Genomic DNA, 23,254 nt, shown 5'->3' on the forward strand with positions numbered 1-23,254 from the left:
CGATGCGGCATCGGGTCAATGCGGCCCGATCATCCGGCCGTGCCCGGCTTCAGCGCAGTTCCAGGATCTCGTCACCGGCCTCATCGAGCTCACCGGTGGGGCGCCAGCCCAGGCGGCGGTAGAAGCCATGCGAGCGTGAGCGCGGATCGGCCGAGCAGGCCAGGAACAAGCGTTGGTGGCCGGCATCGCGGGTCAGGCTGACCACCTCCTGCAGCAGCTGGCGGCCGATGCCACGGCCCTCGTAGTCCGGCAGCAGCGCCAGCACCAGCACCTCGCCGCTGGCGCGGTCGGCGAAGCAGTAGCCCACCATGCGCTCGCCTTCCCAGGCGATGCGGCCGATCGATTCGCCGTGGGCGATGCCGGCCGCCCAGCTTTCCGCGGTAATGCCCAGCTCCGCCAGCTGCGCGGCACTGAAGGCGTTCTCGCGGGTACGCCCGCGCAGGTCGATGCACGCGGCGGCATCGTCGGGGCGGGCATCGCGCACGGAGAGGGGCATGCGGGGCATCCTTGCAATGAGCGGCCCGCCAGTATCCGCATCGCGCATGGACCCGGTGTGGAGGACGCGTGGAGATTGCATGGAGCGCCGCTCAGCGCTTGCGCCGGATCAGCGCCGAGGAGGCGTCCAGCACCGCGCGGGTCAGCAGCGCCATGGTCTGCACGTCACCCTTCCAGTGCTGCCAGTACAGCGGCACGTCTTCCCACGCGCGCTGCCGCACGTAGACCAGGCGGCCGGCGTCCAGGTGCCGCTTGACCAGCGGCAGCGGGTTCATGGTCCAGCCCATGCCGCCCAGGTTGGCCTGCACGAAGGCGCGGGTGGAGGGAATCCACCAGGTCGGCGCGGTGCTCGGCAGGTCGTCGCCGGCCATGCGCCGGGCAAAGCGCGACTGCATCTCATCCTTGCGGTTGAACACCAGCACCGGCGCCTGCGCCAGTGCCTGTGCGGTCACGCCCTTGGCGAAGTGGCGCTCGCGGAACTCCGGGGTGCAGGTCGCGGCGTAGCGGATGCTGCCCAGCGCGTGGATCTGGCAGCCCTGCACCGGCTCGTCCAGGGTGGTCACCGCGCCCAGCACCGTGCCCTGGCGCAGCAGTTCCACGGTGTGGTCCTGGTCCTCCACGCGCAGGTCCAGGGTGGTGCCGGTGCTCTGCGCGAACTGCGAGGCGGCCTGCGGGAACCAGGTTTCCAGGCTGTCGTGGTTCACCGCTACTGGAATGCTGGCCTGGGGCAGGTCCTCGTCGGCCAGGCCCATCCGGTGCAGCGCGTCGTGTTCGAGCAGGGCGGTCTGTTCGGCCAGCTGCACCAGTACCTGGCCCTCGGCGGTGGCGGTGGCCGGGGTGCCGCGCTTGACCAGCAGGCGGCCGACCCGGTCCTCCAGCGCCTTGACCCGCTGCGAGATGGCCGAAGGGGTGACATTCAGCGACTGTGCGGCGCGGTCGAAGCTGCCTTCGCGGATCACCGCGGCCAAGGCGCGCAGCTGGGCATGGTCGATACGCATCGAATTAAGTTCCGCTAATGTTGGTTTAGGAAGTTTAGCTCGTCTTTTTCATGTTGCGGCGCGACAATGGCGCCCGTTCCGGTGCTGTCCGCCTTCGCGAGGCACCGTCCCCCCAAGCAATACAAGGCAGTCCATCCCATGTTCTCGGTCATCTCCGCCAGCACCGGCCTCGGTGCCTGGTTCTCTGGTGCAGCTACCGGCATCGGCCTGTTCGCCGTGGTCGGGGCCCAGAGCGCCTTCATTCTGCGCCAGGGCATCCTGCGCAAGCACATCGTGCCGGTGGTTGCCACCTGCGCGGCCATCGATGCCATCTTCATCTTCGCCAGCGTGGCCGGCCTGCGCACGCTCACCTCGGCGCTGCCGTGGCTGACCACCGCTGTGCTGTGGACCGGCGTGGCGTTCCTGGCCTGGTATGCGATGAAGTCGGCACGCCGTGCGATCGCCGGAGGCGGCGGCATGGGCGAGGCTGACAGCGATGACGGCAGCCGCCGTGCGGTACTGATGGCCGCGGTCGGTTTCTCGCTGATCAACCCGCACTTCTGGCTGGACATGATGGTGATCGGCTCGATTGCCGAGAACTTCGGCAATGCCCGCATGGCGTTCGCCGCCGGCGTGGTCACCGCCAGCTGCCTGTGGCTGACCGCGCAGGGCCTGGGCGCGCGCCTGCTGGCGCCGCTGTTCACCAGGCCCAGTACCTGGCGCGTGCTGGACGGCACCATCGCCGTGATCCTCAGCATCCTGGCCCTCACGTTGGCGGTGCGCGGGGTCCATTGACCCGGCGCACGCCCCCCGAACCCACGTCCTGACTCTCTCTCCAAGGTAGTGGTAACGACGGCACCGGCAACGGTGCCGTCGTTTTTTTTTGCCCCTGTGGCATCCGCCGCATGTACGTGCCTAGAATCGCGTATCCGGACAGGCTGTCCGGTTTTCCATGGGGGAAGGATGCGCAGGATTGTGCTGGCTGTGGTGCTGGGGGCTGTATCGGGCGGGGCAGCGGCGGCGACGCTGGATCTGGATCGTTTCCTGCGGCAGGAATCGTTCACCGACATCAAGATTTCGCCGGGCGGAGAGTACGTTGCCGCCACGGTACCGCTGGAAGCCGGGACGGCACTGGCGATCTATCGCATTGCCGACATGAAGATGGTCGGCAGCTTCCGTCCGCCACGCAACGACCATGCCCATACCTTCGACTGGGTCAGCAACGAGCGGTTGCTGGTGGGCATGGCGCAGAAACTCGGGCTGCTGGACCGGCCCACGCCGACCGGCGAGCTGTTCGGCATCAATGCCAACGGCAAGGGCGGCGAGCTGCTGGTCGGGTACCGGGTTGCCGACCAGAGCCTGGGTACCAACATCAAGGTCAAGCCGGCGGGCATGGTCGCTGCGTACCTCAGCGACGAACTGAAGGACGACGACCGCAACGTGCTGGTCACTGTGGTTCCCTTCGTCGGCAACTCGCATGCGCAGATCGAGCGCATGGACGTGATGACCGGTCGCCGCAACGCGGTGGCGCGCGCGCCTGTTGCCGATGCGCACTTCACCACCGATGAGCAGGGCGAGGTGCGTTTCGCGCGCGCTGCCGTCACCGATGGAACGCAGAAGCTCTACTACCGGGCGGGCAGCAACAGCGAGTGGATCCTGCTCAACGACGAGGCCCTGAGCAAGCGCATCGAAGTGCCGCTCGGTTTCTCGGCCGATGGTCGCCTGGCCTATCTGCAGGTCGAGCAGGCGGAAGGGCCCGACGCGATTGTCAGCTGGGACCCGCAGAGCAATGAGCGGCGCACCGTGCTGCGCGATGAAACCGCCGATCCGTCACGCATCATCCGCCGCCCGGGCAGCCGCGTGCCGGTGGGGGCGCTGTTCCTTGGCGGCGCGCCGCGAACGGCGTTCTTCGATGACGCCTCGGACGATGCGCGCCTCTACCGCAGCCTTGAAGCGGGCCTGGGGGGGCCGGTCTACATCACCTCCAGCACACGCGATGGCAGGACCGTGCTGGTGGAGAGCTGGTCAGGCCGCAATCCCGGTGACTTCTATCTGTATGACACGGTGGGCAAGAGCGCCCGGCACCTGATCAGCCGCAGCGACTGGGTCGACCCGGCGCTGACCGCCGAGGTCCGCCCGATCAGCGTCAAGGCGCGCGATGGGCGCCCGCTGCATGGCTTCCTGACGATCCCGCACGGGCGCCAGGCGCGTGCGCTGCCGATGGTGGTGCTGCCGCACGGTGGGCCGATCGGTGTTTCCGACCAGGGCGCCTACGAGGCCGAGACCCAGATGCTGGCAGCGGCCGGATACGCGGTGCTGCAGGTCAATTTCCGCGGTTCTTCCGGCTATGGCCGGGCGCACATGCAGGCAGCGCGCAAGCAATGGGGGCTGTCGATGCAGGATGACGTCACCGATGCCACGCGCTGGGCCATCGAACAGGGCGTGGCCGACAAGGACCGCATCTGCATCTACGGCGCCAGCTACGGCGCCTATGCGGCGATGATGGGCGCGGTGCGCGAGCCGGGTCTCTACCAGTGTGCGGCCGGTTATGTCGGCATCTACGACTTGCCGCTGATGTATGCCCGGGGCGATATCCAGAGCGATGAATCAGGCCTGGCCTACCTGCGCAACTGGCTGGGATCGCCCAATGAGCTGGCAGAGCGCTCGCCGGTGAACCTGGCCGGGCAAGTGCGCGTGCCGGTATTCCTGGCCGCAGGGGGCCAGGACCAGCGTGCACCGATCGTGCACAGCGAGCGCATGGAGGCGGCGTTGAAGAAGGCCGGATCGCCGGTGGAGAGCCTGTACGTCAAGAACGAAGGGCATGGCTTCTACAACCTGGCCAACCAGCGCACCTACTACAGCAGGCTGCTGGCCTTCCTGTCGCGCAGCCTGGGTGGGGCCACCGCCGGCGAAGCAGCACCGGCCGGCAGCGGCAAGGCACCGTAACTGCATCGGCGCGCGTTGGACGCGCGCTTCGGCATGCCGGGCAGCCAGGCTGCCCGGTCAGAAAGGGGACACCATGAAGCATGTAATGCTGCTCGCCGTCCTGCTGTTGCTGTGCGGTGCCAGCCACGCGCGCGCAGCCGAGATCGCGCTGGATGACTACCTGCGGCGCGCCGAGTTCAACGACATCCAGCTTTCGCCCACCGGCGAGTACCTGGCCATGACCCTGCCTCTGGAAGGGGCAACGGCGGTGGCCGTGCTGCGCACCCGCACCATGGAACTGGTCGGCAATTTCCGGCCGCCGCGCAACAACCACGCCAACAGCGTCGATTGGGTGAGCGACAATCGCCTGCTGATCGGGCTGGCCGAGAAGTGGGGGGCGCTGGATGTGCCGCGCTCCACCGGCGAGCTCTACGCGATGGATGCCGATGGCAAGCGGGGTGACCTTCTGGTCGGCTACCGCGCGCGACCGGATGAGCCGGGCCTGGTCAGCGGCCGTGTGGTCGAGCCGGTGGCGGCGTTCCTCGCCGATCCGCTGGCCGGAGACGAGCGCAACGTACTGATCTCGCTGTGGCCGTTCGCCAACGACACCAGCGCACGGCTTGAGCGGATGGACGTCATCACCGGCCGCCGCGTGCTGGTCTCGCGCTCGCCGGTGCAGCGGGCAACCTTCACCACCGACAACGCCGGCGTACTGCGCTTTGCCCGCGGCGCCGCCGCGGACAACATCAACAAGCTCTACTACCGGCAGGACGATGGGCGCTGGACCCTGCTCAACGACGAGGGCAGCAGCCACCGCATCGAACGCCCCATCGGTTTTTCCGCCGACAACCACCTGGCCTACCTCATCGTCGAACAGTCCACCGGCCCGGATGCGGTGGTCAGCTGGAATCCACAGACCGACGAGCGGCGAACCCTGCTGCGCGACGCAGTGGTCGACCCGGCCTCGATCATCTACCAGCCGGGCAGCCGTGTGCCGGTCGGCGTGCAGTTCGTGGGAGCGACCGCGCGCAGCGCGTTCTTCGACGAGCAGTCGCCCACCGCGCGGATCCAGCGCATGCTTGAGAAGGCCTTCCCCGGGCAGCGGGTCAGCCTGCTGTCGGCCACCCGTGACAACGCGCGCATCCTGGTCAAGGTCAGTTCGGGCGGCAATCCCGGGGACTGGTTCATGTTCAATACCGCCACCCGGGAAGCGGCGTTCCTGACCGCGCGCCAGCGCTGGTTCGACCGCGACGGAGCCGCCAGCGTGCGTCCGATCGCCCTGGCTGCGCGCGATGGCCTGCCGTTGCACGGCTTCCTGACCGTACCCAAAAGCAGTGACGGCCGCCGCCTGCCGATGGTGGTGATGCCGCACGGCGGGCCCATCGGCGAATTCGATGATGGTGGTTTCGAGCGTGACAACCAGCTGCTGGCCGCAGCCGGCTATGCGGTGCTGCAGGTCAATTTCCGCGGGTCGGGCAACTATGGTCGTGCCCACACCCAGGCTGCGGCGAAGCAATGGGGCCAGGCCATGCAGGATGACGTGACCGACGCCACGCGCTGGGCCATTGCCGAAGGCATCGCCGACCCGCAGCGCATCTGCATCTATGGCGCCAGCTACGGCGCGTACTCGGCCATGATGGGCGCCGTGCGTGAGCCGGCGTTGTACCGGTGCGCCGCGGGCTATGTGGGCGTGTACGACCTGCCGCTCATGTTCAAGCGCGGTGATATCCAGGACCGCACTTCGGGCGTGACCTACCTGAATGAGTGGCTCGGCGATCCCGCGGCGCTGGCAGCGGTCTCGCCGGTGAACCTGGCGGCCCGGATCACGGTGCCGGTGCTGCTGGCGGCCGGGCGCGAAGACACGCGTGCGCCGGTGCAGCACACGCAGCGGATGGAAGCGGCCCTGAAGCAGGCCGGGGTGCCGGTGGAAGCGGTGTACTACCCGCGCGAAGGGCATGGCTTCTATGGCGAAGCCAGCCAGCGCGATTACTACACGCGCCTGCTGGCGTTCCTGTCGAAGCACCTGGGCGGGGCGAACGCCCAGGTTGCAGCATCGGTGGAAAAGGCCAAGGCGCCCTGAGCAGGCGCCGCTGCACGGGGCCTTACTTCACCCCGTGCATCATCCGCTTCAACAGCGGCGCAGCGATGAAGGCGAGCACGGCGCAGCCCAGGCCGATCCACATCAGCAGCCAGAACAGGTGCGCATAGGCACCGGCGGCAGCCACCATGTCGAGTGATTCGCCTTCCGGCACCTCGATGGCCGCCAGCTTGCCGAACAGTGCGGCCAGCGTTTCCGAGAACGCAGTGGCCAGGAACCAGGTGCCCATCATCAGGCTCATCACCCGAGGCACGGCCAGCTGGGTCACTGCGGAAAGGCCGACCGGCGACAGGCACATCTCGCCGCTGGCCAGCAGGAAGTAAGCCAGCACCAGCCACCACACGCTGGCCATCTCACCGGTGGCGCCGACCTGCTGTGCGGCCAGCGCCAGCGGCACGAATGACAGCGCACCGATCACCAGGCCCCATGCCGACTTCACCGGCTTGCCGGGCTCCCAGCCGCGGCGGTCCATCCACGTCCACAATGCGGCGAAAGCCGGTGCCAGCAGTACCAGGAACAGGCCGCCAAGATAGGTCAGCGAACCGGCGGTCTGCGGAATCACCAGGCAGTCGCGCACCAGCAGCACCAGCATCAGCACGACGATGGCGGCGAAGAAGGTGCGTGGTGCCGACGAGCCCGGACGACGCTCGGACAACCGCGCGCTGACCACGAAGCCCAGCGGTGCCAGCAACAGTGAAATGATCGACCACGGCAGCGGCGTACCGCCGGTGATCACCAGCGATGGCACGATGTCCTTTGTCAGCAGGCGGTCGGTGAAGGTCACCCACGAGCCGTAGGACTGCTCGTACATCGTGAAGAACACCAGCGCCATGAAGATCAGTACCATCAGCGCGATCATCTGCTGGCGCTGTACCGGCGTGCACTTCGTGCCGGTGAACCAGGCGAACCAGACCAGCACGCCGCCCAGCACCACCAGCATCAGCATCAGCGCCAGGCTGATTTCACCGCCCAGCGCGAAGGCACCGTTGCCGGCGGCCCACATCAGCCACGCCACCGGCAGCACACCGAGCACCGCGCACAGATAAATGAGCCATTCGCGCGGCAGGCCCAGCACCTTCTGCTTCAGCGCGGCCGGTTGCGGCGGTTCGGCATGGCCCTGCAGGTATTTCTGGCCCCACAGGAACATCGCCAGGCCAGCCAGCATGCCGATGCCGGCCGCGCCGAAGCCGTACTTCCAGCCGTAGGCCTCACCGAGGAAGCCGCACACCAGCGAGGAGAACAGCGCGCCCAGGTTGATGCCGGCGTAGAACAGCGAGAAGCCCGAGTCACGGCGCGGATCGTCCTTGGCGTACAGCTTGCCGACGATGGTGGAGATGTTCGGTTTCAGGAAGCCCACGCCCATGATGATCAGCGCCAGCGACAGGTAGGTCACCGCCAGCGCCGAGGTGTCGCGCACCACTTCGCCGTTCACCCGGTACGCGGCATGGCCCTCGAAGGCCATGCCCAGGTGGCCGAGCACCAGCAGGATGCCGCCGAACAGCACTGCTCGGCGCATGCCCAGCCAGCGGTCGGCCAGCATGCCGCCGAACACCGGGATGCAGTAAACCAGCCCGCCGTAGGCGCCGAGCAGGTCCAGCCCGGCCTTGTCGCCGAACAGGTGGTACTTGGTGAGGTAGAGCAGCAGCAGCGCCTTCATGCCGTAGAAGGAGAAGCGCTCCCACATCTCGGTGAAGAAGCAGACGTAGACGCCCTTGGGATGGCCCAGGAAGTCGTCGGAGGCGGTAGCGGCAACGGTCATCGACGGCGGGAACAGCGGAAAGGGCGCGATTATAGGCCTGCAGCCGTGCCCGCGCCCGGTAGCGCCCCGCCAGCCTTCAGTAGCTCCACGCCACGCGTGGATGGCCGTCCGATTGACGGCCTACAGGTAGCGCAGCCAAGCCAGGTCGCGGCGGCGGGCCTTGAACCGGCCGAACAGCAGCGTCGGCGGGTACATCGCCACCGCCAGCGCGCAGGCCACCAGCAGCAGGCCGGCCACCGAATCCAGCGCGTACAGGCTGCCGTGGGTGGGGCCCCACGTAGCCAGCGCAGCCACGTACAGCAGCTTCAGCACGTACAGGTGCAGCAGGTAGAAGAACATCGGCGCCGCTCCGATGTCGGCCAGCGGGCGCAGGGCGCGGGCCACTGGCGGCCATTCGTACAAGCGCAGCAGCAACAGGCCCACACCCAGGGTGAGCAGCAGGAACTGCAATGACGGCGGGTACTTGGTGATGTTGAACACGCTCATCCACGTGCGCAGCGTGCTGGTCTGGTACTGCCACGGGGCATCCCCATACTGGTTGGCGAACCGCAGCAGCGCGAACAGGGCCGGCACGCTGAGGCCTGCCCACAGCAGCCAGCGCTGGCGCTGCGCCGGGTCGCGGTCGCGCGCGAACCACGGCCCCATCAGGTAGCCCAGCACGATCACCCCGATCCACGGCAGTACCGGGTAGGACGTGCGCAGGCGCACGACGCCGGTGTCGATCCAGTCGCGCTGGTGCAGCACTTTCCACAGCACGGCCAGCACGCCGTCGCCTTCCACGCGCACGCCATCGAACAGGTTATGGCCGGCCACCAGCAGCACGCCCAGCACCAGCAGCGCCGGGCGCGGCAGCCACAGCAGGCCGGCCAGCGCGATCATGCTCAGGCCAATGGCCCAGATCACCTGCAGGTACAGCGTGTCCGGCGGGAACTGGAAGGTCCAGGCGAAGTTGACCAGGGTCAGTTCCAGCACCACCAGGAACAGGCCGCGCTTGAGCAGGAAGGCGGCGATCGCGCGGCGCGGGTCGGCCTGGCGCTGGCCATACAGCCACGCCGACAGGCCTGTGAGCAGCACGAACACCGGGGCGCACAGATGGGCCAGCAGGCGGCAAGCGAACAGGGCAGGGGATACGCTGGCCGCATCCATCGGATCGCCGACCTGGTGCTGCAGGAAAAAGGTCTCGCGCACGTGGTCGAGCAGCATCAGCAGCATGACGGTGCCGCGCAGCTGGTCGATGGAGGCCAGCCGAGGGGAGGAAGGAGAAGCCACGTACGATGTTCGTTCGGCGTGACAGGATATAACATAACAATTACCCGTTTCCAGCAGGCGCTGAGAGATGCCGACGAGCGCGTCCATCAGCTCAGGGCAGGCAGACCGCAGGACTCCAGCCCAGAGCGTCGTCGTAGCGGACCTGGATCGCCCGCAGGCTGCCATCGGCGTTCGCCTTCACGCAGAATCGGGCGCTATAGAACCGGGTGGCGCCCGTTCTGGTGGCCGACATCGTGACCTCATACAGGCGCCCAGACTGCAGCGTCATGGCCGCTTGCCCTGCAGCGGCGTTGGCTGGCACTTCTCCATAGAGGACGCAAGCGCCGGGTGGAAGCGGGAGTGACGCGGGATAGGAAAAGTCGAAAGACCATAGCCGCCGCAGCGGTGGAGTAATCGCGTCATACACCTCCACACCAAACACCTGAGGAGTCTCACCGATACGCTTGCGCTCTTTCCTGGGAAGCCCGAAACAGGGTCTGCCGGCGTGGTCAGTGACCTCGATCGCGCCAACGCGACTCCAGGCCGATGCGTGATCACAAAGGGGCATCGAGCAGAGCAAGGTCACGATGGCCATGACCGGCCCCTTGATCGGGCGCATACGAAGTGTGTTTTTCATAGGTCGGCTCGGCGACAGCATTTGGATCGTGAACACGATGCATGGGGAGTCGAGACACTTCAAACGATGTTGGCTGGAATGCTGCAGCGGTGGCTGGCCTGCCCATGTGGGGCAGGGGGCCGCGGTATCCGGTACCCGGCAGCCCATTGGATATGTGCCTGATGAGCTTGATGCGTTGGCCGAGTTTGGTCAAAAGCGACTATCCCACCGGCGACCCGGCTGCAACCCTCCCGAACCGCACTGGACGTGACGCCCCCTGAACGCTAGCGTGACCAGGATTTTTTGCCAGCAGGGGCTTCCATGAACCACGACGCTGCGCCCAAGCAGCTCACCTTCCGCGCAGTGGCCCTGGCCATCGTGCTGGCGGTGGTGCTGTCGGCCGCAAACGCCTATCTCGGTCTGTTCGCAGGCCTGACCATCGCCACCGCCATTCCCGCCGCGGTGATTTCCATGGGCGTGCTGCGCCTGCTGGGCGGTGGCTCCATCCTCGAGAACAACATCGTGCAGACCGGTGCTTCGGCCGGTTCGTCGATCGCCGCCGGTGTGATCTTCACCATCCCCGCGCTGGTGATCATGGGCTACTGGCCCGACTTCAAGTACTGGTGGGTGCTGGGCATCGCCGGCCTGGGCGGCCTGCTGGGCGTGCTGTTCTCGGTGCCGCTGCGCCGTTCGATGATCGTCGAAGACCCGCTGCCATTCCCGGAAGGCAAGGCCGCCGCCGAGGTGCTCAAGGCCGGTGAGAATCCGGGCCCGGGCCTGAAGATCCTCGCCATTTCGGCGGTGATCGGTGCCTTCGTCAAGCTGGCCGCCGAAAGCGGCATGCGCCTGATTCCCGATGCCTGGGCCACTTCGGCCTACGTCGGCAGCTCCAAGATCACCGCCTTCATCGGCACCAACCTGTCGCCGGCGCTGCTCGGCGTGGGCTACATCGTCGGCCTCAACGTCGGCATCGTGGTGGTGTCCGGCTCGATCCTGACCTGGCACATCGCCATTCCGATCTACCAGGCGTTCTTCATGAACACCGATCCGGCGCTGGCCGCGTCGGTCGCTGCAGCTTCGTCCACCGAGGCCGCGTTCGCCATCTGGGGCGCGAAGATGCGCTACCTGGGCGTCGGCGCGATGCTGATCGGCGGCATCTGGACCCTCATCTCGCTGCGCAAGTCGCTGCTGAACGGCGTCAAGAGCGGCTTCGCGGCTGCGCGCAAGAGCGGTGGCCCGGTACTGGCGCACACCGAGCGCGACCTGCCGATGAAGTGGATGCTGGTGGCCCTGGTGGTCTTCGTGCTGCCGCTGCTGGCCCTGTACCAGGCCATCGTCGGCCAGTGGCATGTGTCGATCCCGATGACCCTCATCATGATCGTCGCCGGCTTCCTGTTCGTTTCGGTCTCGGCCTACCTGGCCGGCCTGATCGGTTCGTCCAACAACCCGGTCTCGGGCATCACCATTTCCACCATCCTGTTCGCCTCGGCCGTGCTGGTGCTGCTGCTGGGCAAGGATGGTCTGCAGCCGGTGGGTGCCTTCGGTGCGCCGCTGGGTGCGGTGGCCGCGATCATGATCGGCGCGGTGGTGTGCTGTGCTGCCGCGGTTGGCGGTGACAACCTGCAGGACCTCAAGGCCGGTTACATCGTCGGCGCCACCCCGTGGAAGCAGCAGCTGATGCTGGGCATCGGTGCGTTCTCGTGCGCGCTGATCATGGCCCCGGTGCTGAACCTGCTGGCCACCGCCTACGGCATCGGCGTGAAGTCCGAGCTGCACCCGAACGCGCTGGCCGCGCCGCAGGCCAACCTGATGGCCTCGGTGGCCAAGGGCCTGTTCGGTGGTGAGCTGCCCTGGACCTTCATCGGTATCGGTGCCGTGGTCGGCGCCGCCATCATTGCCTTCGACAGCTGGCTGAAGTCGCGCAACGCACGTTTCCGCGTGCCGGTGCTGGCCGCCGCCATCGGTATCTACCTGCCGCTGGAGCTGATGGTGCCGATCTTCCTGGGTGGCCTGATTGCCCACCTGGTCGAGCGTTTCCACAAGGTGCGCGCCGATGACGAAGAGGGCCGCGACCGCGTGCACAAGCCGGGCGTGCTGTTCGCTGCCGGCCTGATTACCGGCGAAGCGCTGATGGGCATCGCCATCGCCGTGCCGATCGTGGTCAGCAGCCGCGCCGACGTGCTGGCCGTGCCGTTCCACCTGCCGGGCGCACAGTGGATCGGCCTGGCCGTGCTGTTCCTGGTCGGCTGGCTGATCTACCGCACCGGCAAGCGCGCCGTGGCGTAATGCACGGGGTCGGATCCCTTCCCAACGGGAAGGGCTCTGACCCCAGGTTTGATGGGTAGTGCCGGCCGCTGGCCGGCAACCCCGGAACCCATGAAGGCCCATGAGTGCCGGCCAGCGGCCGGCACTACCGCAAACCCCGCTTCGGCGCGGGTTTGCCCGTTCTGGCGGCTGCTCGATCACAGCCATGACCGATGGCCTTGGCAGCCCCGGCCGCACGGGCCTAACATCGGTTTTTTGCCGTCCTGCGGAGACCCCGATGAAACTGCGTCATGCCCTGCTGCCACTGAGCCTGCTGGCCGCCCTGCCCAGCGTCGCCGCTGCCCGTGGCCTGGAAGTCCGCGACATGGTGGCCATGGACCGCGTCTCCGCGCCGGTACTGACCGCGGACGGTGGCACCGTGGTGTTCGCCAAGCGCAGCGTGGACGTCAACCTGAAGGCCTCCACCGCGCTGTTCGCACGCAACCTGCTTACCCGTGATGCGGCACCGCCGAAGCAGATCACCCCGGCTGGCTGGAACGTCAATTCCGCTTCGCTGTCGGCCGATGGCCAGACCGTGTACTTCCTCAGCGCCCGGAACGGCAGCCAGCAGCTGTACGCACAGCCGATCAGCGGTGGCACCCCGCGCCAGCTGACCGATTTCGCGGTCGACGTGGACAGCTACCACGTGTCGCCGCAGGACGACCGCGTGCTGTTCAGCGCCGGCGTGTTCCAGGCCTGTGCCTCGGACCTGGCCTGCACCGATAAGAAGCTCAAGGACAACAAGGACGCCAAGGCCAGCGGCAAGGTCTTCGATTCGCTGTTCGTGCGCCATTGGGATACCTGGAATGACGGCCGCCGCAACACCTTGTTCGTGGCGCCGCTGCCGGCGGCCAAGGCCGGTCCGGTCAAGGGTGCGTCGGCGCTGAGCGCGACCATCGATGGCGATGCACCGTCCAAGCCGTTCGGCGGCAATGATGACTTCGCGTGGTCGCCGGATGGCGCCAGCGTGGTGGCCAGCATCCGCGTGGCTGGCAAGCAGGAGCCGTGGTCGACCAACTTCGACCTGTACCGCTTCGACGCCGCCGGCAAGCAGGCACCGGTCAACCTGACCGCGTCCAACCCGGCCTGGGATGCCGGCCCGGTGTTCAGCGCCGACGGCAAGACCCTGTTCTACCGCGCGATGAAGCGCCCGGGCTTCGAGGCCGACCGCTTCGGCCTGATGGCGATGGACCTGGCCAGCGGCAAGACCCGCGAGATCGCCCCGCAGTGGGATCGCTCGGCCGGTGGCATCGCCCTGTCCGCCGATGGCGCCAGCATCTACACCACCGCCGATGACCTCGGCGAGCACCCGCTGTTCCAGATCGACGTGGCCAGCGGCAAGGCCACCAAGCTGATCGGCGACGGCAGCGTGACCGCGGTCGACGTGGCCGGCAACAGCGTGGCGATCACCCGCAACAGCCTGAAGAGCAACGACCAGGTGCTGGTCGGCCTGCTGCCGGCCGCTGGCCAGCCGATCGGCGAGCTGCGCGCGCTGACCCCGGCCGCTGGCGAGGTGCTGAAGGACGTGTCCTTCGGCGACTACGAGCAGTTCGAGTTCAAGGGCTGGAACAACGACACCGTGCACGGCTACGTGGTCAAGCCGCACAACTACCAGGAAGGCAAGTCCTACCCGGTCGCGTTCCTGATCCACGGCGGCCCGCAGGGCAGCTTCGGCAACGGCTGGAGCTACCGCTGGAACCCGCAGACGTACGCGGGCCAGGGCTACGCGGTGGTGATGATCGACTTCCACGGTTCCACCGGTTACGGCCAGGCCTTCACCGATGCGATCAGCCAGCACTGGGGCGACCGCCCGCTGGAAGACCTGCAGAAGGGCTGGGACGCGGCGCTGAAGAAGTATTCCTTCCTCAACGGTGACAAGGCCTGTGCACTGGGCGCCAGCTACGGTGGCTTCATGGTCAACTGGATCGCCGGCAACTGGAACGGCCCGTTCAAGTGCCTGGTCAACCATGACGGCGTGTTCGACCAGCGCATGATGGGCTACGCCACCGAAGAGCTGTGGTTCACCGAGTGGGAGCAGGGCGGTACGCCGTACCAGAAGGCCGCGAACTACGAGAAGTTCAACCCGGTCAACCACGTGGCGGACTGGAAGAAGCCGATCCTGGTCATCCACGGCCAGCAGGACTTCCGCATTCCGGTCGAGCAGGGGCTGGCTGCGTTCACCGCGGCACAGCGGCAGGGCATCGAATCGAAGTTCCTGTACTTCCCGGACGAGAACCACTGGGTGCTGAAGCCGAACAACAGCATCCTGTGGCATGACACCGTCAATGCCTGGCTGAAGCAGCACATCGGCGAGTAAGCCGGTCCAGCGCCGCCCCCCGGTGCGGCGCTGTTGTTTTTTGTAGAGCCGAGCCATGCTCGGCTGCTCTGAGCTTCTTTTCCCGCCAACAGCAGCCGAGCATGGCTCGGCTCTACATGAGCGCCTGCATGCCTTCGACCGCCCTGATCCAGAACGACATCGTCGTCTTCGGTTTGATCGCCGCCACCCTCGGCGCCGTGTTCTGGACCGCCTCGCGCGAGCAGGGGCTGTGGAAGCGCTTCTACACCTTCGTGCCGGCACTGCTGCTGTGCTATCTGATTCCCGGCATCTACAACACCGTAGGCTTGATCGACGGCCAGAACACCAAGCTCTACAACCCGATCGCGCGCGACATCCTGCTGCCGGCGGCGCTGATCCTGCTGACCCTGGCGGTGGACATCAAGGGCATCCTGCGGCTGGGCCCGAAGCTGGTTCTGATGTACCTGGGCGCTTCGGCCAGCATCATGCTCGGTGCGGTGGTGGCCTTCCTGGTGATGCGCGCGATCCACCCCGACACCGTGGCCGGCGATACCTGGGCCGGCATGGCTGCGCTGGCCGGCAGCTGGATCGGCGGCGGTGCCAACATGCTGGCGATGCGCGAAGTGTTCGACGTCAACGCCACCACCTTCGGCCAGTTTGCCGTGGTCGATGTCGGTGTCGGTTACGTGTGGATGGCGGCGCTGATCTTCCTGGCCGGGCGCGCGGCGAAGATCGATGCGCGCAGTGGCGCCGATACCTCGGCCATCGATGAACTGAAGGAGCGCATCGCGCGCTTCCAGGCCGAGCACGAGCGCATTCCCAGCCTCACCGACCTGATGCTGATCGTGGCGGTGGCCTTCGGTGGCGTCGGCCTGGCGCATGCCATCGGTGCACCGCTGGCCGCATGGTTCAAGATCAACGTCAGCTGGGCCGCACAGTTCAGCCTGGATGCGCCCTTCGTGTGGGTGGTGGTGCTGTCGACCACGCTGGGCCTGGGCCTCAGTTTCACCCGTGCGCGCACCCTGGAAGGCGCGGGCGCCTCGCGCCTGGGTTCGCTGCTGCTGTATTTCCTGATCGCCTGCATCGGCATGCAGATGGATCTGCTGGCGCTGCTGGACCGCCCGTGGCTGTTCCTGCTGGGCCTGATCTGGATCGCCGTGCACATCGTGCTGCTGTGGTGCCTGGGCAAGCTGCTGAAGGTGCCGTTCTTCTACTTCGCCATCGGTTCGCAGTCGAACATCGGTGGCCCGGCCTCGGCGCCGGTGGTGGCCGCGGCGTTCCATCCGGCCCTGGCGCCGGTCGGCGTGCTGCTGGGGACGATGGGCTACGCCACCGGCACCTATCTGGCCTACGTCGTCGGCATCACTCTGCGCGCGCTGGCCGGGCAGGGGTGATTCCGGTAGTGCCGGCCGCTGGCCGGCAGCCAGGCGATGCTTCACAGGTTCAGGAGGTTGCCGGCCAGCGGCCGGCACTACCGATGCGTTACGCCACCGGCAAGCCGCGTTCGATCAACCAGGCTTTCGCGTCTTCCGCATCCTGCTCGAACCACGCCTTCGTAGAGCCCAGCCGGTACGTATACCCCCACGCATCCATGTCGGCCATCAGCCGTTCGCTGCCGACACCGGGCAGCTGCCCGGCCAGCACGATCTGCAGGTAGCAGGTAGCGTCTTCCTCGGCCACCGAGTCGGTGGCGTCGGTGTGCACCTGCGCACGCCGCTCCGGCGGCAGCACGATCAGGTGGCAGGCTTCGTGCAGCATCGAATGCACGGGCGTGTCATCGCGCACGTACACGTTGCTGGCGATGATGCCCGCCTCCGGTTCGCCCCAGTAACTGCCGGGAATCGGTTCACCGGCGGCCACGTGGTGAAGCAACAGGCCATGCGCGGCGAGCAGGCACTGCGCATCGGCGAAGGCGATGTCGCCCACGCAGGTGATGTCCACGGCGGTTGTCGTATCGGTCATGCGGGTCACGCGGCCCCGCCCATGCAGGCACGGGCGGGGCAGGGCATCAGGGTTTGTCCGGGCCTTCAGGCAGCGCCACGGAGATGTCCAGCACGTCGTGCTGGCCATCCTTCACCAGGTCGACCTTCACTGCATCGACGTCGATGTTCACGTACTTCTTGATCACTTCCAGCAGCTCGCGCTGCAGCAGCGGCAGGTAGTCCGGGCCACCGCGGTGGCTGCGTTCCTGCGCGATGATGATCTGCAGGCGGTTCTTGGCGGTTTCGGCGGTGGTCTTCTTCGCTTTGAGGAAATCAAACAGGCCCATGCTTACCCTCCGAACAGCTTGCTGAAGAAGCCCTTCTTCTCGACGTTGGTGAAGCGCATCGGGCGTTCTTCGCCGAGGATGCGCGCGACGGCGTCTTCATAGGCCTGGCCGGCAGCGGATTCGACATCCAGGATCACCGGTTCGCCCTTGTTGGAGGCGTTGAGCACGTCACCCGATTCCGGAATCACGCCAATCGCCTTCAGGCCGAGGACTTCCTCGACGTCGGCGATGCTCAGCATCTCGCCGCTTTCCACGCGCACCGGGGTGTAGCGGGTCAGCAGCAGGAAGGCCGGCACGTCCTGGCCGGACTCGGCCTTGTGGGTCTTCGAATCGAGCAGGCCGATGATGCGGTCGGAGTCGCGCACCGAAGACACTTCCGGGTTCACCACCACCACCGCGCGGTCGGCGAAGTACATCGCCAGGAAGGCGCCCTTCTCGATGCCGGCCGGGGAGTCGCAGATGATGTAGTCGAAGCCGTCGGCGGCCAGGTCCTTCAGGACCTTGCCCACGCCGTCCTGGGTCAGCGCGTCCTTGTCGCGGGTCTGCGAGGCAGCCAGCACGTACAGGTTGTCGAAGCGCTTGTCCTTGATCAGGGCCTGCTTGAGGGTGGCTTCGCCGTGCACGACGTTGACGAAGTCATACACCACGCGGCGTTCGCAGCCCATGATCAGGTCGAGGTTGCGCAGGCCGACGTCGAAGTCGATCACCGCCACCTTCTTGCCGCGCCGCGCCAGGCCGCAGGCCAGGCTCGCGCTGGAAGTGGTCTTGCCGACGCCGCCCTTGCCGGAGGTGACTACGATGATTTCAGCCAAAGGACTTCTCCTGATGATTCTGTTTGGGTGCTGCGTCAGTCCAGCGCAGCGATCTTGATCTGGTCCTGTTCCAGCCATACCTGCACGGCCTTGCCGCGCAGGTTGTCCGGCACATCGTCCAGTACCTTGTAATGGCCTGCAATGGCGACCAGTTCCGCATGGAAATCACGGCAGAAGATGCGTGCCGCGGTGTTGCCCTGGGCTCCTGCCAGCGCGCGGCCGCGCAGGGTGCCGTAGATATGGATGCTGCCATCGGCGATGACCTCGGCGCCGGCGCCGACGGTGGCCATCACGGTCAGGTCGCAGTTTTCCGCGTACAGCTGCTGGCCCGAACGCACGTTGCCCAGCTGCATGCGGCCCGGCTGCGGCGCGGCGGCATCGGCGACCTTGGCCACCGGCGCGGCGGGGGCCGGCTTGGGCTCCGCACGGACGGCGCGACGCGGTTCTGGCGCGGGCGCCGGCGGGGCCGGTTCGGCTTCGGCACGCTCGTACTGCGCGCGGAACTTGGCCAGCAACGGCAGGCCGAGCTGCTGCGAAAGCAGATCGACCGCGCTGGTGCCGTAGGCCAGTGCCACCGGCAGCACGCCCGCGCTGCGCAGGCCGTCGACCAGCGCCTGTGCGGTGGCCACGTCCGGCACCTGGCTCAGGCCGCCGAAATCGAGGATCACCGCAGCGCGGCCGAACAGCTTCGGTGCGCGGGTCACGCGCTCGCGCATTTCCTGCACGAGGCGTTCGACATCAAGAGTGCGGATGCGCAGGTTGGCGATGCCCACCTGGCCGATCTTCAGTTCACCGGCCTGTTCGTAATCGAAATTCACCGCCACGCTCAGGTCCCCGTCGGCCGCTGTGCCTGCGCCGGCAGCTGCCGGGCGCGTGTCCATGCCACATCCGGCAGCTTGCCGCGGTAGGTTTCCTGCACCCACGGGTAGCTGCACAGTTCCTTGGCCAGCATGCTGGCACGCACATCGACCTGGGCCATGGTGTTCTGGCCCAGCTCGCGGAAGCCGAAGCTGCCGTGGAAGAGCAGGGCGGCATCGGCGCCATGGTCGAGGAAGACCTCGCAGGTCATCTGCGGGTAGCGCAGCTCGGCGAAGCTCTGGGCGTCGGCATAGAACGCACGGCCGACGCCACCGCCGCGACGGCGGCTGGCGACCACGATGCGGTCGATATAGAAGAACGGGGTGTCCAGCTGCTGCTTGAACCAGGCGAAGTTGCTGCTGTCGTGCTGGCTGTCGCTGCCGAAGCCGATCAGGAATCCGGCCAGGTTGCCGTCGCGCTCGGCGACGCGGAAATACTCAGCGGTTTCGTAGAACAGGCGCAGGCGGGCCGCATCCAGGGGAAGGATGGCCAGGCCAGCGTTGTTGTTCAAAGCCAGGACGGAATCGAGCTCGTGCTCGCGCACGTCGCGGATGACAATCGACATTGTGACTCCGTGGGGTAACGCGGTTGGTCCATCAAGGGACCCTGCGCACGATTATTGCATGCCCGGGGTGGGCTGCGGCATGAACAGGGGATATGCCCGAGCATGACTTTCGGCGCTTGGGAGCGGCCGTGCACGGGCTACGATGAGGGATGCTGGCCCGACTGAACCACAATGCGATGCTGCGCTACTCCGGGTTGTTCACCTGGGGCACCGTCGGCCTTTGGCTCGCGATCTACCTGATCGATCCTGTCTCGCTGACGCTGGAGACGCTGGACGGCGAAGCCGGCTTCCGCATCATTCCCTGGGCCTCGGCCTACCTGGCTTTCGGCATCGTGTACTGGGCGCTGACCCGCTCGCTGGGCGAGGGCCGTCCGGGTTTCTTCGACCACGCGGCGCTGATCCTGCTGACCGCCTGCGCGATCGGCGTGAGCTATTTTTCCGGTACCGCGCTGGGAAGCATCCTGCTGATGGTGGTGGCCGGCCTGCTGCCATGGCTGCTGGGGCCGCGCATCGGCGTGGTCTGGCTGGTGGCCAGCAACCTGGCGGTGTTGCCGGTCTATATCCAGCCGCTGGGCTTCCCGCCGTTCATCGCCGTGCTGCAGGCGGTGGGCTACATGGGCTTCTCCAGCTTCGTGTTCGTGATCGCGCTGGTGGCCCGTCGCCAGGCCGAGGCCCGCGACGAACAGCGCCGGCTCAACTCGGAACTGCGCGCCACCCGCGCCCTGCTGGCCGAGAGCGCCCGGGTCAATGAGCGCACGCGCATCTCGCGCGAGCTGCATGACCTGCTGGGCCACCAGCTGACCGCGCTGACCCTGAACCTGGAAGTGGCCGGCCACCTGGCCGACGGCCAGGCGCTGGAGCATGTGAAGCGTTCCCACGCATTGGCCAAGCTGCTGCTGGGCAACGTGCGCGAGGTGGTCAGCCAGCTGCGCGAGACCGGTGCCATCGACCTGGCCGCGGCGCTGCGCCCGTTGACCGAGAACGTGCCCTCGCTGGACATCCAGCTGGAGATCGAGGATCCCCTGAACGTGGAGGACCCGCAGCGGGCCCACGTGCTGCTGCGCTGCACCCAGGAGATCATCACCAATGCCGTGCGCCACGCCGGTGCCCGCCACCTGTGGATCAAGGTGTACCGTGAAGCGCCGGACCGGGTGGTGGTGGAGGCACGCGACGACGGCGTCGGCGCGGAAATGGTCAATGTGGGCAATGGCTTGCGCGGCATGCGCGAGCGCCTGCAACAATGTGGTGGCCAGCTGCAGGTCGAGACCCGTCCCGGCGAAGGCTTCCGCCTGCGGGCGACGGTGCCGGCAACGGTGCTGGTGGCCGCCCTTACCAAGGTTCCTGAAGGAGTACGTTGATGATTCGCGTCTGCCTGGTCGATGACCAAACCCTGGTGCGGCAGGGAATCCGCTCCCTGCTGGCGCTCGACGATGGCATCGAGGTGGTGGCCGAGGCCGGCGATGGACGGCAGGCAGTCGAGCTGATCCCGCAGGTGCGTCCCGATGTGGTCCTGATGGACATGCGCATGCCGGTGATGTCCGGGCTGGAAGCGCTGCAGGTGCTGTCACGGCAGGAGCAGCTGCCGCCGACCATCATCCTCACCACCTTCGATGACGACCAGCTGGTGCTGGCCGGGCTCAAGGCCGGTGCCAAGGGCTACCTGCTCAAGGACGTGACCCTGGCGCAGCTGGTCGGGGCCATCCGCACCGTGGCCGACGGCGGTTCGCTGGTGCAGCCGGCGGTGACCCAGCGGCTGCTGTCCGGCCTGGAACACATGCGCAACGAGTTCGTCAGCCTGGACCGGCCCGACCCGCTGACCGACCGCGAGACCGAGATCCTGCGGCTGATGGCCAGCGGATTCTCCAACAAGGAGATCGCCAACTCGCTGGGCGTGGCCGAAGGCACGATCAAGAACCACGTGTCCAACATCCTCTCCAAGCTGGGTGTGCGCGACCGTACGCGCGCCGTACTGAAGGCGTTCGAACTCCAGCTGGTCTAGGGAAAATCGTTCCGGTACAACAACTTGGGCGACGGCCGGGGGTTCCGGCCAAGCGCGCCCCCTACTGGCGGGTGGCGGTATGCGTTACCCTTCGAATTCTTTGTCCATACAAATACGCAGCCGGCAGGGAAACCGGTGCGCCAATCCCGATAAACAATGCCCGCGAAGCCTGCTAGGATTGGCGCTTCGCTTCAATCAACCCGGCCGTGGGATCGGCCCCGGAGACTCTCTGAATGACCCGTATTATCGAGTTCCTGATCGCCTTGGGGATCGTGGCTGGCCTGTTCGTCATCATTGGCGTATGTCTGCCGGGCGAGCGTCACATCACCGAAAGCATCGAGACCAACCGCAAGATGACGATCGTGTACGACACGGTCAGCAGCCTGCGCCGCTTCAAGGACTGGAACCCGCTGGTACTGCGCGATCCCGCCGTTGAACTGAAGCTGTCCGGCCCGGCCTCCGGCGTCGGTGCCACTCTCGACTTCACCTCCAAGGACCTGGGCACCGGCTCCTGGAAGATCACCGAAGCCGAAGAAAACAAGCGCGTTGCGATCGCCATCGAAGACCCGACCAAGGGTCACGACAAGGTCACCACCTTCACCCTGGAGCCGACCGGCAAGGGTGGGCGCAACGTCAAGATCACCCAAGACTACTCGGTGAAGTACGGCTTCGACCTGTTCGGTCGTTATGCCGGCCTGTATGTCAGCCGCCAGATCGGCGACGACATCAAGATGGGCCTGTCGCGCATGGCCAACATGCTCGCCACCGTCCCGAACGTCGACTACCGCACCCCGGAAGCGCCGCTGACCGATCTGGCCATCGTCGATGTGCCGGCTGAAGACCTGCTGGTCGTCAACGCCGGTAACGTGGACCGCGGTCAGGACACGATCACCAAGTCCATCAAGGACAACCAGGAGTGGATCAAGCGCGTGATGGAGGCCAATGGCCTTGAAGCCGCCGGCCCGTTCCGCATCATCACCACCGACTTCGGTGCTGAGAAGTACGCCTTCGACATCGCCCAGCCGGTGAAGAAGAAGGGTGCTGAAGGTGCCACCGCTGAAGAGCTGACCGTCAAGATCGACGGCGGCGCTCCGGTCAAGTACGTGCACGTTGCTCCGCACCGTTCGGCGCATGCGGCCTACGCTGGCCACATGGCGGGTCTGGACGTGGCCCGCAACGGCCTGCGTGCCTGGGCCGTGACCTCGGGCAACGAAGTCATCGACCGTCCGTACGAGACCTGGAAGGACGGCATCGACAAGTCGTTCACCCAGGACGGTACCTACGACATCTACTGGGCCGTCAAGTAAGCCTCGGCTGACCCATGTAGTGTTGGACACGAAAACGCGCCGCTTCTTGCGGCGCGTTTTTTTTCATCTGGCGCCCGGCAAGGGCGTTGCGCAAGGAGCCCTCATGTTCAATCTCGAACGCCGTGCCCGTAAGCCTTCCCTGCTGGCCTGCCTGGGGGCATTGCTGGCCGCCGCCTCGATCGGCCTGTCCGCCTATGCCTCGCATGGGGTGGCCGATCCGTTGGCGCAGCAGCATCTGAACATGGCAGCGCTGTACGCATTCGCGCACGGTGCGGTGCTGGTGGCGCTGGGCCCGCGTGCGCAGGGGGCGATCGCGCACCTGGCGTTGTACGTACTGCTGCTGGGCGTGCTGCTGTTTTCCGGCAGCCTGGTGGGCGGGGCGTTGTGGCAGTGGCCGACGCGGATGGCGCCGATCGGCGGCACCAGCATGATGGCCGGATGGGTGTTGCTGGCGATCAATGCGTTGAGGCGGTGACGGCAGCCGGGCTGTCGATTCGATCCATGCTGATGCGATCGTGATGGTTCATGGGCGTTACTTTTCTTTTCGCGCGAAAAGAAAAGTAACCAAAAGAAACGCGCCGCCGGCCGCGAGCCGCTGCTGCGCACCGGTGCCCTGCGCTCCTCGGCCCGTCGAGGGACGGTGCGGAGAGCAGCCGAGCATGGCTCGGCTCTACAGAATCGCACGCACCTCTTCGCCCTCGACGGACCTGCGGTGCTCGGCTCGCT

At 66.7% G+C, this 23,254-nt stretch carries 20 protein-coding genes; 10 read left to right on the forward strand and 10 right to left on the reverse strand.

The window, feature by feature from the left end:
• Positions 1-49: 49 nt before the first annotated feature.
• Both K5L94_RS05660 and K5L94_RS05665 read right to left on the reverse strand, forming a co-directional pair.
• The gene (locus tag K5L94_RS05660) at positions 50-496 is read right to left on the reverse strand and encodes a GNAT family N-acetyltransferase (protein ID WP_053449094.1); all 447 of its coding nucleotides are present in this window, start codon (positions 494-496) and stop codon (positions 50-52) included.
• A gap of 91 nt (positions 497-587) precedes the next feature.
• Positions 588-1,493 (reverse strand): LysR family transcriptional regulator ArgP, encoded by a 906-nt coding sequence (locus tag K5L94_RS05665; RefSeq protein ID WP_006424060.1) that lies wholly within the window; start codon positions 1,491-1,493, stop codon positions 588-590.
• A 138-nt stretch (positions 1,494-1,631) separates the two neighbouring features.
• On the opposite strand from K5L94_RS05665, the gene K5L94_RS05670 reads away from it, so the two are divergent.
• The 3 genes from K5L94_RS05670 to K5L94_RS05680 all read left to right on the forward strand — a co-directional run bounded on the left by K5L94_RS05670 (position 1,632) and on the right by K5L94_RS05680 (position 6,477).
• Positions 1,632-2,267, forward strand: coding sequence for a LysE/ArgO family amino acid transporter (locus K5L94_RS05670; protein ID WP_053510221.1), 636 nt, complete (start codon positions 1,632-1,634; stop codon positions 2,265-2,267).
• Positions 2,268-2,435: 168 nt separating this feature from the next.
• Positions 2,436-4,418, forward strand: a complete 1,983-nt coding sequence (locus K5L94_RS05675) for an alpha/beta hydrolase family protein (protein WP_053510220.1) — start codon at positions 2,436-2,438, stop codon at positions 4,416-4,418.
• A 73-nt stretch (positions 4,419-4,491) separates the two neighbouring features.
• Positions 4,492-6,477: an alpha/beta hydrolase family protein gene (locus K5L94_RS05680; RefSeq protein WP_274512171.1), complete on the forward strand. Its 1,986-nt coding sequence runs from the start codon at positions 4,492-4,494 to the stop codon at positions 6,475-6,477.
• Between the two features lie 22 nt (positions 6,478-6,499).
• Here K5L94_RS05680 and K5L94_RS05685 read toward each other — a convergent pair whose 3' ends face one another.
• The 3 genes from K5L94_RS05685 to K5L94_RS05695 form a co-directional block, all read right to left on the reverse strand.
• On the reverse strand, positions 6,500-8,254 hold the full coding sequence (locus K5L94_RS05685) for a peptide MFS transporter (protein ID WP_274512173.1): 1,755 nt from the start codon (positions 8,252-8,254) through the stop codon (positions 6,500-6,502).
• Between the two features lie 120 nt (positions 8,255-8,374).
• Positions 8,375-9,466 (reverse strand): acetyltransferase domain-containing protein, encoded by a 1,092-nt coding sequence (locus tag K5L94_RS05690; protein ID WP_274512618.1) that lies wholly within the window; start codon positions 9,464-9,466, stop codon positions 8,375-8,377.
• 148 nt (positions 9,467-9,614) lie between these two features.
• Positions 9,615-10,097 (reverse strand): hypothetical protein, encoded by a 483-nt coding sequence (locus K5L94_RS05695; RefSeq protein WP_230078939.1) that lies wholly within the window; start codon positions 10,095-10,097, stop codon positions 9,615-9,617.
• A gap of 342 nt (positions 10,098-10,439) precedes the next feature.
• On the opposite strand from K5L94_RS05695, the gene K5L94_RS05700 reads away from it, so the two are divergent.
• The 3 genes from K5L94_RS05700 (at position 10,440) to K5L94_RS05710 (ending at position 16,112) form a co-directional block, all read left to right on the forward strand.
• The gene (locus K5L94_RS05700; protein WP_274512176.1) at positions 10,440-12,404 is read left to right on the forward strand and encodes an OPT family oligopeptide transporter; all 1,965 of its coding nucleotides are present in this window, start codon (positions 10,440-10,442) and stop codon (positions 12,402-12,404) included.
• 256 nt (positions 12,405-12,660) lie between these two features.
• Entirely contained in the window at positions 12,661-14,739 is a 2,079-nt protein-coding gene (locus K5L94_RS05705; protein WP_274512177.1) for an alpha/beta hydrolase family protein, read from the forward strand.
• A gap of 128 nt (positions 14,740-14,867) precedes the next feature.
• The gene (locus tag K5L94_RS05710; RefSeq protein WP_053510205.1) at positions 14,868-16,112 is read left to right on the forward strand and encodes a DUF819 family protein; all 1,245 of its coding nucleotides are present in this window, start codon (positions 14,868-14,870) and stop codon (positions 16,110-16,112) included.
• Positions 16,113-16,200: 88 nt separating this feature from the next.
• Here K5L94_RS05710 and K5L94_RS05715 read toward each other — a convergent pair whose 3' ends face one another.
• From K5L94_RS05715 to K5L94_RS05735, 5 genes are read right to left on the reverse strand one after another with little or no spacing between them, the layout of a single operon-like run.
• The gene (locus K5L94_RS05715) at positions 16,201-16,680 is read right to left on the reverse strand and encodes a hypothetical protein (RefSeq protein ID WP_274512179.1); all 480 of its coding nucleotides are present in this window, start codon (positions 16,678-16,680) and stop codon (positions 16,201-16,203) included.
• Positions 16,681-16,726: 46 nt separating this feature from the next.
• On the reverse strand, positions 16,727-16,987 hold the full coding sequence (minE, locus tag K5L94_RS05720; RefSeq protein ID WP_005408532.1) for a cell division topological specificity factor MinE: 261 nt from the start codon (positions 16,985-16,987) through the stop codon (positions 16,727-16,729).
• Positions 16,988-16,989: 2 nt separating this feature from the next.
• Positions 16,990-17,799, reverse strand: coding sequence for a septum site-determining protein MinD (gene minD / locus K5L94_RS05725; RefSeq protein WP_274512186.1), 810 nt, complete (start codon positions 17,797-17,799; stop codon positions 16,990-16,992).
• 35 nt (positions 17,800-17,834) lie between these two features.
• The gene (gene minC / locus K5L94_RS05730; protein ID WP_049457735.1) at positions 17,835-18,680 is read right to left on the reverse strand and encodes a septum site-determining protein MinC; all 846 of its coding nucleotides are present in this window, start codon (positions 18,678-18,680) and stop codon (positions 17,835-17,837) included.
• Entirely contained in the window at positions 18,626-19,222 is a 597-nt protein-coding gene (locus K5L94_RS05735) for a GNAT family N-acetyltransferase (protein WP_008267255.1), read from the reverse strand. The genes minC and K5L94_RS05735 overlap by 55 nt, the downstream gene beginning before the upstream one ends.
• A 149-nt stretch (positions 19,223-19,371) precedes the next feature.
• Here K5L94_RS05735 and K5L94_RS05740 point away from each other — a divergent pair, with 149 nt between their 5' ends.
• The 4 genes from K5L94_RS05740 to K5L94_RS05755 all read left to right on the forward strand — a co-directional run bounded on the left by K5L94_RS05740 (position 19,372) and on the right by K5L94_RS05755 (position 23,003).
• Positions 19,372-20,580, forward strand: a complete 1,209-nt coding sequence (locus K5L94_RS05740) for a sensor histidine kinase (protein ID WP_053449103.1) — start codon at positions 19,372-19,374, stop codon at positions 20,578-20,580.
• Positions 20,580-21,221, forward strand: a complete 642-nt coding sequence (locus K5L94_RS05745; RefSeq protein ID WP_006424175.1) for a response regulator — start codon at positions 20,580-20,582, stop codon at positions 21,219-21,221. Before K5L94_RS05740 ends, K5L94_RS05745 begins: the two co-directional genes overlap by 1 nt.
• Before the next feature lie 233 nt (positions 21,222-21,454).
• Positions 21,455-22,528: a polyketide cyclase gene (locus tag K5L94_RS05750; RefSeq protein WP_053449104.1), complete on the forward strand. Its 1,074-nt coding sequence runs from the start codon at positions 21,455-21,457 to the stop codon at positions 22,526-22,528.
• Between the two features lie 103 nt (positions 22,529-22,631).
• Complete coding sequence (locus K5L94_RS05755) at positions 22,632-23,003, forward strand: DUF423 domain-containing protein (RefSeq protein ID WP_019659313.1); 372 nt, start codon at positions 22,632-22,634, stop codon at positions 23,001-23,003.
• Positions 23,004-23,254 lie beyond the last annotated feature (251 nt).

This window comes from Stenotrophomonas forensis (assembly GCF_028752115.1).
GTDB classification, from domain to species: domain Bacteria; phylum Pseudomonadota; class Gammaproteobacteria; order Xanthomonadales; family Xanthomonadaceae; genus Stenotrophomonas; species Stenotrophomonas forensis.

What these genes read in the sequence shown, in the direction of transcription:
- K5L94_RS05665 (WP_006424060.1), bottom strand. Translation starts at nt 1,493, where the DNA reads ATGCGTATCGACCATGCCCAGCTGCGCGCCTTGGCCGCGGTGATCCGC.
- K5L94_RS05735 (WP_008267255.1), bottom strand. Translation starts at nt 19,222, where the DNA reads ATGTCGATTGTCATCCGCGACGTGCGCGAGCACGAGCTCGATTCCGTC.
- K5L94_RS05685 (WP_274512173.1), bottom strand. Translation starts at nt 8,254, where the DNA reads ATGACCGTTGCCGCTACCGCCTCCGACGACTTCCTGGGCCATCCCAAG.
- K5L94_RS05695 (WP_230078939.1), bottom strand. Translation starts at nt 10,097, where the DNA reads ATGGCCATCGTGACCTTGCTCTGCTCGATGCCCCTTTGTGATCACGCA.
- K5L94_RS05670 (WP_053510221.1), top strand. Translation starts at nt 1,632, where the DNA reads ATGTTCTCGGTCATCTCCGCCAGCACCGGCCTCGGTGCCTGGTTCTCT.
- K5L94_RS05710 (WP_053510205.1), top strand. Translation starts at nt 14,868, where the DNA reads ATGCCTTCGACCGCCCTGATCCAGAACGACATCGTCGTCTTCGGTTTG.
- K5L94_RS05680 (WP_274512171.1), top strand. Translation starts at nt 4,492, where the DNA reads ATGAAGCATGTAATGCTGCTCGCCGTCCTGCTGTTGCTGTGCGGTGCC.
- K5L94_RS05700 (WP_274512176.1), top strand. Translation starts at nt 10,440, where the DNA reads ATGAACCACGACGCTGCGCCCAAGCAGCTCACCTTCCGCGCAGTGGCC.
- K5L94_RS05715 (WP_274512179.1), bottom strand. Translation starts at nt 16,680, where the DNA reads ATGACCGATACGACAACCGCCGTGGACATCACCTGCGTGGGCGACATC.
- K5L94_RS05750 (WP_053449104.1), top strand. Translation starts at nt 21,455, where the DNA reads ATGACCCGTATTATCGAGTTCCTGATCGCCTTGGGGATCGTGGCTGGC.
- K5L94_RS05690 (WP_274512618.1), bottom strand. Translation starts at nt 9,466, where the DNA reads ATGCTGCTGATGCTGCTCGACCACGTGCGCGAGACCTTTTTCCTGCAG.
- K5L94_RS05660 (WP_053449094.1), bottom strand. Translation starts at nt 496, where the DNA reads ATGCCCCTCTCCGTGCGCGATGCCCGCCCCGACGATGCCGCCGCGTGC.
- K5L94_RS05705 (WP_274512177.1), top strand. Translation starts at nt 12,661, where the DNA reads ATGAAACTGCGTCATGCCCTGCTGCCACTGAGCCTGCTGGCCGCCCTG.
- K5L94_RS05745 (WP_006424175.1), top strand. Translation starts at nt 20,580, where the DNA reads ATGATTCGCGTCTGCCTGGTCGATGACCAAACCCTGGTGCGGCAGGGA.
- K5L94_RS05675 (WP_053510220.1), top strand. Translation starts at nt 2,436, where the DNA reads ATGCGCAGGATTGTGCTGGCTGTGGTGCTGGGGGCTGTATCGGGCGGG.
- K5L94_RS05740 (WP_053449103.1), top strand. Translation starts at nt 19,372, where the DNA reads ATGCTGGCCCGACTGAACCACAATGCGATGCTGCGCTACTCCGGGTTG.
- K5L94_RS05755 (WP_019659313.1), top strand. Translation starts at nt 22,632, where the DNA reads ATGTTCAATCTCGAACGCCGTGCCCGTAAGCCTTCCCTGCTGGCCTGC.
- minC (WP_049457735.1), bottom strand. Translation starts at nt 18,680, where the DNA reads ATGGACACGCGCCCGGCAGCTGCCGGCGCAGGCACAGCGGCCGACGGG.
- minE (WP_005408532.1), bottom strand. Translation starts at nt 16,987, where the DNA reads ATGGGCCTGTTTGATTTCCTCAAAGCGAAGAAGACCACCGCCGAAACC.